Origin of the sequence: Megasphaera sp. NM10 (genome assembly GCF_000417505.1) — a bacterium.
GTDB lineage: Bacteria > Bacillota > Negativicutes > Veillonellales > Megasphaeraceae > Megasphaera > Megasphaera intestinihominis.
The window spans coordinates 1-13,776 of sequence record NZ_APHY01000072.1 but is presented as its reverse complement, the minus strand read 5'-3'; the positions used below and the strand labels follow the sequence as shown (position 1 = coordinate 13,776).

General features: G+C 53.8%; 9 protein-coding genes and 3 pseudogenes. 5 read left to right on the top strand and 7 right to left on the bottom strand.

All coding sequences use genetic code 11. The features are described 5' to 3' along the window. Nucleotides 1–12: 12 nt before the first annotated feature. Nucleotides 13–1,260: an amidohydrolase family protein gene (locus NM10_RS10760; RefSeq protein WP_020311593.1), complete on the top strand. Its 1,248-nt coding sequence runs from the start codon at nt 13–15 to the stop codon at nt 1,258–1,260. A 152-nt stretch (nt 1,261–1,412) separates the two neighbouring features. Here NM10_RS10760 and rpsR read toward each other — a convergent pair whose 3' ends face one another. From rpsR to NM10_RS10740, 4 genes and pseudogenes are all read right to left on the bottom strand, one after another. Next, nucleotides 1,413–1,643, bottom strand: a complete 231-nt coding sequence (gene rpsR / locus NM10_RS10755; RefSeq protein WP_014015538.1) for a 30S ribosomal protein S18 — start codon at nt 1,641–1,643, stop codon at nt 1,413–1,415. A 45-nt stretch (nt 1,644–1,688) separates the two neighbouring features. Further along, the gene (locus NM10_RS10750; protein WP_020311592.1) at nt 1,689–2,129 is read right to left on the bottom strand and encodes a single-stranded DNA-binding protein; all 441 of its coding nucleotides are present in this window, start codon (nt 2,127–2,129) and stop codon (nt 1,689–1,691) included. Nucleotides 2,130–2,145: 16 nt separating this feature from the next. Next, nucleotides 2,146–2,430 (bottom strand): 30S ribosomal protein S6, encoded by a 285-nt coding sequence (gene rpsF, locus NM10_RS10745; protein ID WP_014015536.1) that lies wholly within the window; start codon nt 2,428–2,430, stop codon nt 2,146–2,148. 248 nt (nt 2,431–2,678) lie between these two features. Further along, nucleotides 2,679–6,420, bottom strand: a pseudogene (locus NM10_RS10740) (phosphoribosylformylglycinamidine synthase). A 174-nt stretch (nt 6,421–6,594) separates the two neighbouring features. Here NM10_RS10740 and NM10_RS10735 point away from each other — a divergent pair. Together NM10_RS10735 and NM10_RS10730 are read left to right on the top strand one after the other, a co-directional pair. Beyond that, nucleotides 6,595–7,169: pseudogene (locus NM10_RS10735) on the top strand (xanthine phosphoribosyltransferase). A gap of 11 nt (nt 7,170–7,180) precedes the next feature. Further along, nucleotides 7,181–7,801, top strand: a complete 621-nt coding sequence (locus tag NM10_RS10730) for a hypothetical protein (protein ID WP_020311590.1) — start codon at nt 7,181–7,183, stop codon at nt 7,799–7,801. Here the strand turns inward: NM10_RS10730 and NM10_RS10725 are convergent. The 3 genes from NM10_RS10725 to pepD form a co-directional block, all read right to left on the bottom strand. Further along, complete coding sequence (locus NM10_RS10725) at nt 7,784–8,485, bottom strand: FprA family A-type flavoprotein (protein ID WP_020311589.1); 702 nt, start codon at nt 8,483–8,485, stop codon at nt 7,784–7,786. The genes NM10_RS10730 and NM10_RS10725 overlap by 18 nt on opposite strands. After that, nucleotides 8,482–8,739, bottom strand: a complete 258-nt coding sequence (locus NM10_RS10720) for a 4Fe-4S binding protein (RefSeq protein ID WP_020311588.1) — start codon at nt 8,737–8,739, stop codon at nt 8,482–8,484. The genes NM10_RS10725 and NM10_RS10720 overlap by 4 nt, the downstream gene beginning before the upstream one ends. A 252-nt stretch (nt 8,740–8,991) precedes the next feature. Continuing rightward, the gene (pepD, locus tag NM10_RS10715) at nt 8,992–10,446 is read right to left on the bottom strand and encodes a beta-Ala-His dipeptidase (RefSeq protein WP_020311587.1); all 1,455 of its coding nucleotides are present in this window, start codon (nt 10,444–10,446) and stop codon (nt 8,992–8,994) included. Nucleotides 10,447–10,701: 255 nt separating this feature from the next. Between pepD and NM10_RS10710 the strand changes: the two are divergent. After that, nucleotides 10,702–12,785: pseudogene (locus tag NM10_RS10710) on the top strand (OPT family oligopeptide transporter). Between the two features lie 185 nt (nt 12,786–12,970). Further along, the coding region (locus NM10_RS10705) for a lactate racemase domain-containing protein (protein WP_020311586.1) at nt 12,971–13,776 on the top strand (806 nt) is incomplete at its 3' end.

Genomic DNA, 13,776 nt, shown 5'->3' with positions numbered 1-13,776 from the left:
AGGAGCGTTTACATGTTCATTAAAGGAAATTTTCTCTTCACGCCGTCACGCCATGAACTGACGATCCGTGAAAATCAATATGCCCATATCGAAAACGGCGTCGTAACGGGCTTCATGACGGACCTGCCGGAAACGACAGGCCCGGAAACAGTCGTCGATTACAACCAGGATATCATCATTCCGGCCTTCGTCGACCTGCATATCCACGCCCCGCAATACATAAACCGCGGCCTCGGCTTTGACGAAGAACTCCTTCCCTGGCTGGAACATTACACCTTTCCGGCCGAAGGGAAATTCGCCGACCTCGTCTTTGCCCGTCGCGTCTATACGGCCTTCCTGAAACGCCTCCAGGCCGAAGGGACCCTATGTTTTTCCGCCTTTGCGACGATTCATAAAGAATCGACGTGGCAGCTCATGGAACTGGCCGAAACCATGGGTTTCAAAGCCTATATCGGCAAAGTAAACATGGACCGCAACGCCCCGGACTACCTCCTGGAAGATACGGACCGCTCCCTGGCCGATACGGAAGAGCTGGCCGTCCGCTGCCGCGAAGCATTGCACAAGGTCCGCTTCATCGCGACGCCGCGCTTCGTCCCGTCGACGACAGAAAAACTGATGACCGGCCTGGGTCGCCTCTGTGAAACCTACGACTTGCCCGTCCAATCCCATCTGTCGGAAAACCGGAATGAAGTCGCCTGGGTCAAAGAGCTCCATCCCGACTTGCCGTCTTATACGGCCGTCTATGATACCTTTGGACTCTTGCGGCCCGAAAAGACTATCATGGCCCATGCCATCTATTTATCAGACGAAGAAAAACGTTTACTTCGCGATAAAGGCGTTTACTTAGCACACTGCGCCCAGTCCAATGCCAACCTGACCAGTGGCATCATGCCCTTGCGGCGCAACCTGGAAAACGGCCTGACCTGCACGATTGCCAGCGACGTCGCTGCCGGCCATACACCGGCCATGAACAAGCAGATTGCCTTGACCATTGAAATATCGAAACTCTATTCCCTGAAGCACGATAGAGAAAAAGCCCTCACCATCGGTGAAGGCTTGTATTTGGCCACCAAAGGACCGGGCCGCTTCTACGGCCAGACCGGCAGCTTTGAAAAAGGCTACGCCTTTGACGCCCTGGTCATCCACATGGACGACATCGAAGGCCTGGAACGGACGCCTTTTGAAAAACTCCAGCAGTTCATCTACGACGGCGACGACCGCAACATCATCGCCCGCTATGTAGATGGAGTTAGCCGTTAGCCGTTGTAGGGGCCGTCCCAAAGGGCGGCCCGTTGCATTTGTATGATTCGCCTAGCACCCTGACAGGAAAATCGTACATATTCCGATGCGGGCGCCCCACGTGTCGCCCCTACAAAAAAAAGACTTGCCGCAAAGCGACAAGTCTTTTTTTATTATTCAGCCGTATACGGCAAGAGTGCGATTGCACGTGCGCGTTTGATGGCAACAGTCAGTTTACGCTGATGTTTAGCGCAAACGCCGGAAATGCGGCGCGGCAAGATTTTACCGCGTTCTGTTGTGAAACGGCGAAGTTTTGCAACGTCTTTGTAATCGATCTGTTCAGCATGATCTACGCAGAAGCTGCATACTTTTCTTCTCGGTTTTCTCGAGCGATCTCTTCTCATGTATAGTTTCCTCCTTCAAGAATTAGAAGGGGTGTGTCTGACCTTTTAGAATGGGATTTCTTCGTCTGTGCTGGAACCCATGCTGTCAAAGCCGGTCCCCGGTGCAGCCGGTTTGGGCTGCGGTGCACTAGCATGCGGTGCCGGAGCAGCCTGCTGGTGTTCTGATCCCATTGTCTGGGCAACGAAGTCGCATACAACTTCCGTGCGATAGCGTTTCTGACCATCCTGCGTTTCGTAAGAACGAACGGAGATACGGCCCTGGACGAATACACGGCTGCCTTTGGACAAGTTATTGCCACAGTTTTCCGCCAAATTACCCCAAGCAACACAAGGAATAAAATCAGTTAATTCCCGCGGTTCTGAACTGCCGGCCGGAATATACGACCGCGTACAAGCAACGGTAAACATAGCGACTGCCCGGCCGGTCTTCGTAAAACGGATTTCCGGGTCACGAGCTAAATTCCCTAATAACTGGACTGAGTTCATACCTTTGCGCCTCCGGTTATTCGTCGATCTTGACGATCAAGTGTTTCAGAATAGTATCGTGGATCTTGATGACACGGTCGATTTCTTTGATGACGTCAGGTTCGCCTTCAAAGTTGATCAAAACGTAGTAGCCATCAGCCTGTTTTTTAACAGGGTATGCGAGATGACGTTTACCCCAGCGATCTACTTTTTCGATAGTGCAGCCGTTCTTGGTGAGAAGGTTGGATACCAATTCAACGATCGGATCTACTTCTGCTTCTTCGAGCGGTTTTGCAATAAACATGACTTCGTACTTGTTCACGAAATCACCTCCTCTTTTGGACATATGACCCTTCCCGCAGAAGGGTTAGGAGCTTGACACAGTTCAAGCTTGTTAATTATATCATAGGTGATGGGGAAATGCAAGGGGCTGTCGCACGAAGGTTTTTACCACCATGCGCAGCCCCTTTTTCCCTCTAGTTTGCAGTACGGAGTTTGTAGTTTGTAGAAGATGGTTTCAAATTTTTGCCATCCGCTACAAACTATAAACTGCAAACTAAAAACTATCTTTTATTTAAAATATTCTACGCCCGATTTGAAGATCAGCTGGAGTTTGTTGCCAGCGATGTTCTGGAAGACGTCTTCGGCGCTGAAGCGTTCGGTGTGCGCCATCTTGCCCAGGACACGGCCATCGGGCTGGTAATGCCTTCGACTGCCAGGACCGACTGGTTCGGGTTGTATTCGCTGTCATAAGTCGCTTTGCCGGAAAGGTCGACGTACTGTGTGGCAATCTGGCCTTTGGCAGCCAGTTCGCGAATCTGTTCCGGTGTGGCGACAAAACGGCCTTCGCCATGGGAGATGGCGACGGTGTGGACGTCACCGGCTTTGCAGCTGCTGAACCACGGGCTCATGACGGAAACGACCTTGGTTTCGACCATGCGCGACAGATGGCGGCCAATGGTATTGTATGTCAGCGTCGGGCTGTCAGCTTTCAACGGCTGGACATGACCGTAAGGCAGAAGACCGAGTTTAATCAGGGCCTGGAAGCCGTTGCAGATGCCGAGAGCCAGGCCATCGCGCTGATAGAGCAGGTTTTCCAGGGCTTCCGACAGGACCGGGTTGCGGAACAAGGTGGCAATGAACTTGCCTGAACCTTCCGGTTCGTCACCGGCACTGAAGCCGCCAGGGAACATGATGATCTGGGCTTTGGCAATACGTTTAGCCATTTCATCGATAGATTCTGCCAGATCCTGCGGCGTGTTGTTGCGCAGTACCATGACATCCGTCGTAGCGCCAGCCCGTTCAAAGGCAGCGGCCGAGTCGTATTCGCAGTTCGTGCCCGGGCAGACGGGAATGAAGACCCGCGGCGTACCAAAGGCTTCGCTGCGGCGCGGACCATACGTCGTGAACAGCGGCAGTTCGGCATCACCTGTACCGCTTTCGCTCTTGATGGGGAAGACGTGGCTCAGCGGTTTTTCCCAGGCATCCTGGAGGTCTTTCAGAGAAATCGTCACGCCATCGACGGTCACATCAGCAGCAGCCGTCGTCTTGCCGACGAGGGAAACGTGAGCCCGTTTGACCCATTCAGCAGCCGTAGCAGCGTCGGTTTCGACGAGGATCGAGCCATAGCGGAGGTTGAACAGTTCCTGCGTAGCAAAGGATGCATCAACGGCGAAGCCAATGCCATTGCCAAAGGCCATCTGGGCGACGGCAGCGGCGATACCGCCCTGACCGACGGCATGCATGGCTTTGATTTTACCATCGAGGACAGCCTGATGGAGGAAATCGCAGTGGGCTTTAAAAGTATCGAAGTCCGGCATTTCTTCAGCGTCACGGGGCAGGTCGAAGAGGAGGACTGCGTCGTCAGCGGCTTTGAATTCCGGTGAGATGATATGGTTCGTGTGTTCCGGTGCAATGGCAAAGGAAACGAGCGTCGGCGGAACGGTGAGGTTTTCAAAGGTACCGCTCATGCTGTCTTTCCCGCCGATAGCGGCCACTTCCATGACCTGCTGGGCTACGAAAGCACCGAGGAGGGCGCTGACCGGCTGGCCCCAGGCCTTTTCATTGGTTCCCAGGCTCTGGAAGAATTCCTGCATGGTCAGATAGACTTTTTTGCGGTCGCCGCCGAGGGCTACCAGTTTGGCAATGGACTGGATGACGGCGTAGAGGGCACCGTGGAAGGGGCTCCAGATAGCCAGGTCCGGATCATAGCCATGGGTGAAGATGCTGGCCGTCGTCGTATTGCCGTGTTCGACCGGAATCTTGGCAACCATGCCTTCGACCGGCGTCTTCTGGTATTTGCCGCCAAAGGGCATGAGGACCGTGCGGGCGCCGATGGTGCTGTCGAAGCGTTCGGCCAGGCCCTGTTCAGAGGCGATATTCAGGGTACCCATGGTATCGAGCCAGGTCTTGGCGACGTCTTTGACTTCCGGAGCTTGAAGAAATCTTTGTCTTCCGGAGCGACGACGACGGCTTTGCGATGCTGGGTGACGCCGTTGGTATCGAGGAAAGCGCGGGTAATATTGACGACGTTCTGGTCGCGCCAGTGCATGACCAGGCGTTTTGTATCCGTAGCGACAGCGACGATCGTCGCTTCCAGGTTTTCTTCGGCGGCATATTTCATGAATTCATCGACGTGTTCCGGAGCGACGACGACAGCCATACGTTCCTGCGATTCGGAAATAGCCAGTTCCGTACCGTCCAGGCCTTCGTATTTCTTCGGGACTTTGTCGAGGTTGATGTCCAGACCGTCTGTCAATTCGCCGATAGCGACGGAGACACCGCCGGCACCGAAGTCGTTGCAGCGTTTGATGAGTACCGTGACTTCATGGCGGCGGAAGAGGCGCTGGATCTTGCGTTCCGTCAGGGCATTGCCCTTCTGGACTTCGGCGCCGCACGTTTCCAGGGATTCGACGGTATGTTTCTTGGACGAGCCCGTAGCACCGCCGCAGCCGTCGCGGCCGGTCTTGCCGCCGAGGAGAATGATGATGTCGCCAGGGAGCGGTTCTTCGCGAACGACGTTATTGCGCGGAGCTGCGCCGAGGACGGCACCGATTTCCATGCGCTTGGCAATGAAGCCGGGGTTGTAATATTCTTTGACTTCGCCCGTAGCCAGGCCGATCTGGTTGCCATAAGAGCTGTAGCCCTTGGCAGCGCCTGTCGTCAGCTTACGCTGGGGCAGTTTGCCGACGAGCGTATCCTTGACCGACTGGCGCGGGTCGCCAGCACCGGTGACGCGCATGGCCTGATAGACATAGGAACGGCCGCTCAAGGGGTCGCGGATACAGCCGCCCAGGCAGGTAGCTGCGCCGCCGAACGGTTCGATTTCCGTCGGGTGGTTATGGGTTTCATTCTTGAAGAGGAGGAGCCATTCTTCTTCGACGCCATCGACATCGACAGGGATGATGATCGTGCAGGCGTTGATTTCTTCCGATTCGTCAAGGTTATCGAGTTTACCGGCAGCTTTCAATTCTTTGACGGCAATAGTCGCCATATCCATGAGGGTCTGTGGTTTCTTACGGTTCAAGTTTTCCCGCGTCGTCTTATATGATTCATAAGCGCGCTGGATGGGCGCCGTAAACGTCCCGTTTTCAAAAGAAACATCCGTGAGTTCGGTCATGAACGTCGTATGACGGCAGTGGTCCGACCAATAGGTGTCGATGACGCGGATTTCCGTCACTGTCGGATTCCGTTTTTCTTCATCCCGGAAGTAGGTCTGGACGAACTTCAAATCGTCGAAGCTCATGGCCAGGCCCATGTGTGCCGACAGTTCTTTCAAAGCGGCGTCATCCATGGCATCGAAGCCGTCGATGACGGGGACGTCAGCCGGTTTTTCCCAGGGCATTTCCAGCGTCGAAACGGGGTCCAGCGAGGCTTCGCGGGCTTCGACGGGGTTGATGCAATAATGTTTGATGGCAGCGACGTCATCAGCGGATAAGCTGCCGGACAAAACGAGGACCTGTGCCGTGCGGACGAGGCTGTCGTTCTTCATGGTCAGCATCTGCAGGCACTGCATGGCCGAATCGGCGCGCTGATCGTACTGGCCCGGCAGATATTCGACGGCCAGGACCGTGTCGTCCTTGCCAACCGGCAATTCGTCATAGACGGCATCGACAGGCGGTTCGGAGAAAATCATATTTTTAGCCGCTTCAAAAGCCGCATCATCGAGCCCGGATACGTCATAGCGGTGGTAAATGTGAATATCGGTCAACCCTTTAATCAACAGGTTTTCCTGTAAATCAGTGAGCAATCGTTTTGCTTCGTCAGCAAAAACACCGTTCTTGGCAACATACAAACGTCGGATAGACTGCATGTCATGACCTCCCTCAAAGATAGATAACTTATCATTAGACAACTTTAGTATACCTGTTTTAAAACCATAAGTAAACTTAGAATTTTATTGACTTGCCTATAAAATCGTATTAGACTAGTACTATTATAGTAGACAATGTTTACCATTTTTCATCACAGGGAGGACATGGAAGTAATGGAAGAATTGAAACAGCGAATTTTACAGGATGGCCTGGTCATCGACAACCGGATTTTGAAGATTGATAACTTTTTGAACCAGCAAATCGATACGAACCTCATCAATCACGTCGGTCAGGAGTTCGCCCGCCGTTTCAAAGACGTACACATCGACCGCATCGTCACCATCGAGGCTTCGGGCATCGCCGTAGCCTATGCGGCTTCCCTGGCCATGGGCAACCTGCCTATCGTCTTTGCCCGCAAGAAGAAATCCCTGCTCACCAAGGGCGAACAGTATACGGCCAAGATCTACTCGTATACGAAAGAAGAAGAATATACGGCAACGATCAGCAAAGCCTATCTCCACGCCGGCGAATCGGTTCTCATCATCGATGACTTCCTGGCCAGTGGAGCTGCTGCCGTCGGCCTGACGGACATCGTCGCCAGGCAGGCTGTACTGTCGCCGGTATCGGCATCGTCGTCGAAAAGACTTTCCAGAGCGGCCGCAGGACGTTGGAAGATAAAGGCTTCCGCGTCGAATCTCTGGCCCGCATCGCCCGTTTTGAAAATAACAAACCTGTCTTCGTCGAATAAGGAGAATCATCATGCGCGCCCAATTTTTTGACGGTTTCGATTTTGCCACGTATAAATTCAGTATCGTCGCCATCGAAGAGGTGGACGACTTCTTTAACATCGAGGAATTCGGCCTCCATCCCATCATGTACAATGAAGCCTGCCTGCGCGGATATACGGCGATCTTCGGCTTCAACGATGAAAAGATGCTGACCCTCCATAAATTGCTGACCAATAACAACGGCATGGAACCGCCTGCCATCGACGGCATCCATCCCGTTTCCTTCCATTCGCCGGCAGGGGACCTGAAATATGAACTCAACCACGTCATGGATTACAGCGGGTCCATCCTCATCGCCAACAGCTTCATCGATAAATACTTCGTTCCCTTCGGTTTCCAGCTTCCCCATGCTTTCCGAAAAGTCTACGAGCTGACTTTCGACAAAGGCCTGTTTGTCAAGGTCCAGGACCACTCCCAAGAAGCACAAGAACTGCGCATCGAATACGAAGAACCCTTGAATTCCAAGAAGAAGCTCCAGATCAAATGGGGTAATTTGACCCATAAGTCGGAAGAATACGGATTCGACGACGAAACGATTGCGCAGTACATGGACCTCAGTTACGATACGAAATATTTATTTGATCACGTGTGATACATAGAAATCCCGGACAGCCGGCCATTGGCTCTGCAAGATGAGGCCATGGCCGGTTGCTGCTGTCTGGATAGGCATAGCGGCGATATCGGCGATGATGGCTTTATCGCTTTCAGAGGCAGGGGCAAAGACCCGTTCAAAATAGGGTTCGGTGCCTTTGAGGATGGCTTCCTTGGAATAACCGGCATCGACCGGCGGTTCTTCGGCTAAATACTGGCCAAAGAGGTCATTGGAGAAGAGGATTTTTTCCGAAGCCAGCCAGGTGACCATATTATCCGGCCAGTGGAGCCCCGGCGTATGGATGAACTGGAAGGTATAATCGCCTAACGTCAGGCTTTCGCCATGCTGGACGACGCGGAAATCAGCTTCCGGATACGTCGGCTGGAGCCGTTCCTTCGTGGCCGGCGTGCAGTAGATGGGCAGCTGGGGATGACGGTCCAGGACGGCCTGCAGGGCTCCGCTATGGTCTTCTTCGGAATGGTTGAGAATCAGGGCATCGATCTGGCTGACAGGCAGGACACTTTCGATGTCCTGGATATAGGCATCGGCTGCTTTATCGGGAACCGTGTCGATGAGGATATTCTGTTTCCCCCGAAGCAGGTAAGATAAAAAAGAAATGGAAATCTTCGGCTTCTTGATGGTCTTGCCAAAGACAAAGATGTGTGGATTCAGCGAGTATTTCATAGTGCAGCCCTCCTGGCAGTTTCATATTGTTTTTGAGGAATATAGTAACACTTGTAAATTTCACAAGCATCCATACAGCGGTTGCAGCGCAGACATTTAGTCATATCGACGCGGGGCCGCCGGATGCCGTCGGCGCAGGTCTGCATCGACAAAGCTTCATACGGGCAGATACTGATGCAACAGCCGCAGCCTTCACATTCCTTGCGGTTAAAATAATCGGGTGTAACCAGTCGGTCAATATGCGTTTTTTCCATCATACTCCCCCCTTTTCGTACACTTATACTATAGCAAAAATATCCAAATAAAACCGTTGCAAATACAACAAAAGAGGCTGTCGCATGAAGACAGCCTCTTTTTGTTAAGTTTTACTGTAGGGGTCGCCACGTGGGCGACCCGCTGGGTATTTATATGACGCCCATGACACCTGACTGGGAAATCACATATATCCAGGAACGGGCTTGCCACATGCAAGCCCCTACGAGCCACGAATCACTATCCACTAGCCACTAATTATTTAATTTTCCCAATGTCTTGGCGACGATGCGGGTCAGGAGGGCTACCGTATCGAGTTCGACCGATTCATCGGCGCTGTGGATGTCATGCGTCGTCGGGCCGACGGAGATGATGTCCAGTTTCGGGTTCATGGAGAAGAAGTACCCTGTTTCCAGGCCGCCGTGCATGGCTTCGATGCGGGCTTCTTTGCCGGCTTCTTCCTTGTAAACGTCAGCGACGAGGGGAACGAGTTTACTGTGCGGATTTTCCGTCCAGGCCGGTTCCGGCGAAGCCAGTTCGATGTCACAGCCTGTCAACTCTGCGTAAACGGGGAGGATAGCCATCAATTCGCGCAGGCGGGCATCGGCCGAAGCGCGGGGGAAATACTGGATGGCGACATGGTCGCCTTCAGTCCGGATCGTACCGATGTTGGCCGACAGGTCCGGCAGCTTCGGCAGCAGCTGGTTCATGGCGAAGACGCCGCAGTGAAGGATGTTCAGCAGGCTGACCAGATTCTTCGTATCGTCAGCCGAGAAGGTCTGGGCCGGTACGTCGGCACTTTCGACGAGGAAGTGGGCGTTCTTTTCGACTTCACCATACACTTCCGCGATTTCGGCCTGTTCTTCGCCGACGGCTTTCTTCACCGTTTCACCTGCGTTTACATCGTCGACAACGATGACAGCCGAGGCTTCCGACGGGATAGCATTGGCAGCTACGCCACCCGTGATAGATGCCAGGACATAGGATACGCCGGCCTGGGCAATGCGGCGGAGGGCCAGGCTCAGGGCCTTGATGGCGTTGCTCTTGCCGTCGTTGATGGTTTCACCGGAATGGCCGCCGGCAAAGTCTTTGGCTGTGATAGTAAACGCCTGTTTACCTTCAACAGCCTGCCAGTGGATGGGCCGGCTGAAATGCGTATGGACGCTGCCGGCCGAGCCGACACAGAGGACATCCATGTATTCAGAGTCACAGTTGATGATGTACTGCACATCCTGGACGTATTTCGGATCCAGATGGGTAGCCCCGGTCATGCCCGTTTCTTCATCGACCGTAAAGATGAGGCGCAGCGGGCCGTGCTGGATATCCTGCTGGATGAGATACAGCGCCAAGGCGACGGCAATGCCGTCATCGGCACCGAGGCTGGTCCCATCGGCGTGGAGGATGTTGCCTTCGCGGACCAGTTTGATTTCACTGGTCAAGGGGTCGAAATCGACGCCGGGCTTGGCGACGCAGACCATATCCATATGGCCCTGGAGGACCGTAAGCGGCCAATCTTCGCAGCCCTTGCTGGCCGGAACATTGGCGATGACATTATATACTTCGTCCTGTGTTACATCGGCAACGCCCAGTTCATGGAGACGGCTGACGATATAATCGCTGACGCCTTTTTCATGGTGGGACGGACGCGGATGCTTGGCCAGTCCTGCAAATTCGTGGATGACACCTTCAATGATTTCATGATCGTTCATATGACAAACGCTCCCTTCAAAAAGTCTCTGCGATTGACTTGCTTAATCGTTTATTTATTATACCACGGACGAGGCGCATCGGGCTACTATCCGCATGTGTATATTTTTGCTTGCGAAAAAGTAATTATACAGCTGTTTTTCCGCGTACAGTGTACAAATTGATATATGACGAATGCAAAAAAATTGAGTATAATATAAGCGTCAGTGAAGTTGTACGTTTTAGTACTGCTTAATTTTTATTTGGGAGGTTTTTCTATGAAACCACAATCAAATCTGACTGTGAACTACCCAAGTATGCCGGAATTGACGGCCCGCGGTATGATCCTCGGCGCCCTGATCACCGTTATCTTTACGGCTTCCAACGTATACCTGGGCTTAAAAGTCGGCCTGACGTTCTCGTCGTCCATCCCGGCTGCAGTCATCTCCATGGCAATCCTGCGCATGTTCAAACATTCCAACATCCTGGAAAATAACATGGTACAGACGCAGGCATCTGCTGCCGGCACTTTATCTGCAATCATCTTCATCCTGCCGGGCTTGCTCATGCTGGGGTACTGGCAGGGCTTCCCGTTCTGGCAGACCCTGCTGCTCTGCGCCTGCGGCGGCTCTCTCGGGGTCTTGTTCACTATCCCCCTGCGCCGGGCTATGGTCGTCAACAGCGACCTGCCGTATCCGGAAGGCCGGGCTGCTGCTGAAATCCTGAAAGTCGGCAGTGAAATCCGCAAGGAAGAAGCCAACGGCGAAGACACAAGCAAAAAAGAAACAGGCATGAAAGATATCGTCGGCGGCACGGCCCTGGCTGGTCTCTTCAGTCTCTGTTCCAACGGCTTCCACGTCGTTTCTTCCGAATTCAGCTACTGGCTCTCGTTCGGCAAAGCCGTCACCCAGATTCCCCTGGGCTTTTCGACAGCCCTCCTCGGCGCGGGTTACCTCATCGGCATCGCCAGCGGCATGGCTATCTTAGTCGGTACGCTCCTGGCCTGGTACGTCTTCGTTCCCTATCTGACGTCGGTCATCACGCCGGCTGAAGGCCAGAGTGCCGCCGCTTTCGCCAAGGCCATCTGGCTCAGAAAGTCCGCTTCATCGGTGCCGGCTGCATCGGTATCGCCGCTGTCTGGACCTTGATCCGCCTGGCCAAACCGGTCGTCGACGGCATCAAGATGTCCATCAACGCATTGCGCGCCAACGATACGGAAGAAAAGAAGATACTCCATCATACGGACATCGACATGTCGCCGAAATCGGTCGGCCTGGTCTTCCTGGCCATCCTTATCGGCTTGTTCATCACTTTCTACACCTTCGTCAGCAACGCCGGCCTTTCCATGTCGGTAACGCTCATGTTCATCGTCGTCGGCATCCTGGTCGCCATCCTCATGGGCTTCTTCGTCGCTGCTGCCTGCGGTTACATGGCAGGCCTCATCGGCACGTCGGCCAGCCCGATTTCCGGTATCGGCATCCTGGGCATCATCGTATCGTCCCTGGTCGTCCTCGGTATCGGCTCTTCGGCCGGTGTCTTTGAAACCATGCAGGGCACGCAGTTCGCTACGGCCTTTGCTATCTTCATCACCAGCGTCATCGTCAGCATCGCTTCTATTTCCAACGATAACCTGCAGGACCTCAAGACAGGCTACCTCGTCGGCGCTACGCCGTGGAAACAGCAGGTCGCCCTCATCCTGGGCTCGATCATCGGCTCCTTCGCCATCGCTCCGGTCCTGAACCTGCTCTATCAGGCCTATGGCTTCACCGGTGCCCTTCCCCGTGCCGGCATGGATCCGACCCAGGCCCTGGCAGCTCCGCAGGCAACCTTGATGACGACCATCGCCCAAGGTATCTTCAGTGCCAGCCTCGACTGGAACTACATCCTCTTCGGTGTCGGTATCGCCGCCATCATCATCGACCTCATTTTGACGAAAAACACGAAATCCCTGGCATTGCCGCCGCTGGCTGTCGGCATGGGCATTTACCTGCCGCCGACACTGGAAATCCCTCTGGTCATCGGTTCGGTCATGGGTTATCTCATCCATAAGTCCCTGAAAGCCCGCGCTGCCCGCCGCAGCCCTGGCCACGAAGAAGAAGACGTAGAAGCCTGCAATCATCGCGGTGTCCTCTTTGCATCGGGCCTCATCGTCGGCGAAAGCCTCATGGGCGTCATCATCGCCTTGCTCATCGTCGTTTCCGTTACTTCCGGCGGCAGCGAAAACCCGCTGGCCCTGGTCGGCAAAGACTTCCAGTCTACAGCTGATATCCTCGGCCTGCTCTGCTTCATCGCCATGATCGCCATCTTCGTCCGCCACATCTTGATTACCAAGTTCAATCCGGAAGATGCCGAAAGCAAGTAAGGAATATGCCGCTTACATTAGAATTTCATTAAAATTTCGACAAAATCCTCAAAAAAAGTCCTCGTACACAATACATTTTTTGGTACGAGGGCTTTTTTTGCATATTTCTTCTTTTCCCCTAACGGCGTATAATAAGGGTATCCCGCAGACTATCCTGCGAGTCCACTTTAAAGGAGGTCCTTTCTTTGTTCTTTCCCAAACTCGACAAGCAATCCCTGACCGACGGTATCGTCATCCCGCAGATGGTCAAAGTACACCAGTCTTTCCCCCATAAAGATTTAGACGATCCCGTGGGCACACTGAAACAGCAGCTCCTGGCTCTCGATGAAAAGACGACGGCCAGCCTGCCTGGTAAACGCATCGGCATCACAGCCGGCAGCCGCGGGCTCCCGCACTACAAGGAAATCATGAAAGCCCTGTGTGACCAGCTCAAGGCCTGGGGCGCCAAGCCCTTTGTCTTCCCGGCTATGGGCAGCCATGCCGGAGCCACCGCTGAAGGCCAAAAAGCCCATTTAGCCCAGTTCGGCATCAATGAAGACTATTTAGGCGTCCCCGTCCTTTCCACCATGGACGTCGTCGAAGTCGCTACATTGGACGATGGCTTCCCGGTCTACTGCGATAAAAACGCCTACGAAGCCGACGGCATCATCTTATTCAACAAGATTAAACCGCATACACACTTCAAATATAAACACGAATCAGGTCTGCTGAAGATGATCTGCATCGGCTGCGGCAAGCACAAAGGCGCTTCGACCTTCCACGGCCGGGGTTATGACGCTTTCGGGCCCAACCTGGAACGCGTATCGAAAGCCTTCTTGCAACATGTAAACGTCGTTTTCTCCGTCGGCATGGTCCAGAGCCCCAGCGATGACATCGCCGCCCTGGAAGTCATCCCGACCGATAAATTCTTTGAACGCGATGCCGCCTTGCAGACCATGGCCAAAGCCGAAATGCCCCGGCTGAACGACTGCCCCACATCGACGTCCTCATC

Excerpts from the sequence above, each read along its gene's own strand:
- NM10_RS10725 (WP_020311589.1), bottom strand. The coding sequence starts at position 8,485 with ATGAAATACTCGCTGAATCCACACATCTTTGTCTTTGGCAAGACCATC.
- NM10_RS10720 (WP_020311588.1), bottom strand. The coding sequence starts at position 8,739 with ATGGAAAAAACGCATATTGACCGACTGGTTACACCCGATTATTTTAAC.
- rpsR (WP_014015538.1), bottom strand. The coding sequence starts at position 1,643 with ATGAGAAGAGATCGCTCGAGAAAACCGAGAAGAAAAGTATGCAGCTTC.
- NM10_RS10760 (WP_020311593.1), top strand. The coding sequence starts at position 13 with ATGTTCATTAAAGGAAATTTTCTCTTCACGCCGTCACGCCATGAACTG.
- NM10_RS10750 (WP_020311592.1), bottom strand. The coding sequence starts at position 2,129 with ATGAACTCAGTCCAGTTATTAGGGAATTTAGCTCGTGACCCGGAAATC.
- pepD (WP_020311587.1), bottom strand. The coding sequence starts at position 10,446 with ATGAACGATCATGAAATCATTGAAGGTGTCATCCACGAATTTGCAGGA.
- NM10_RS10730 (WP_020311590.1), top strand. The coding sequence starts at position 7,181 with ATGCGCGCCCAATTTTTTGACGGTTTCGATTTTGCCACGTATAAATTC.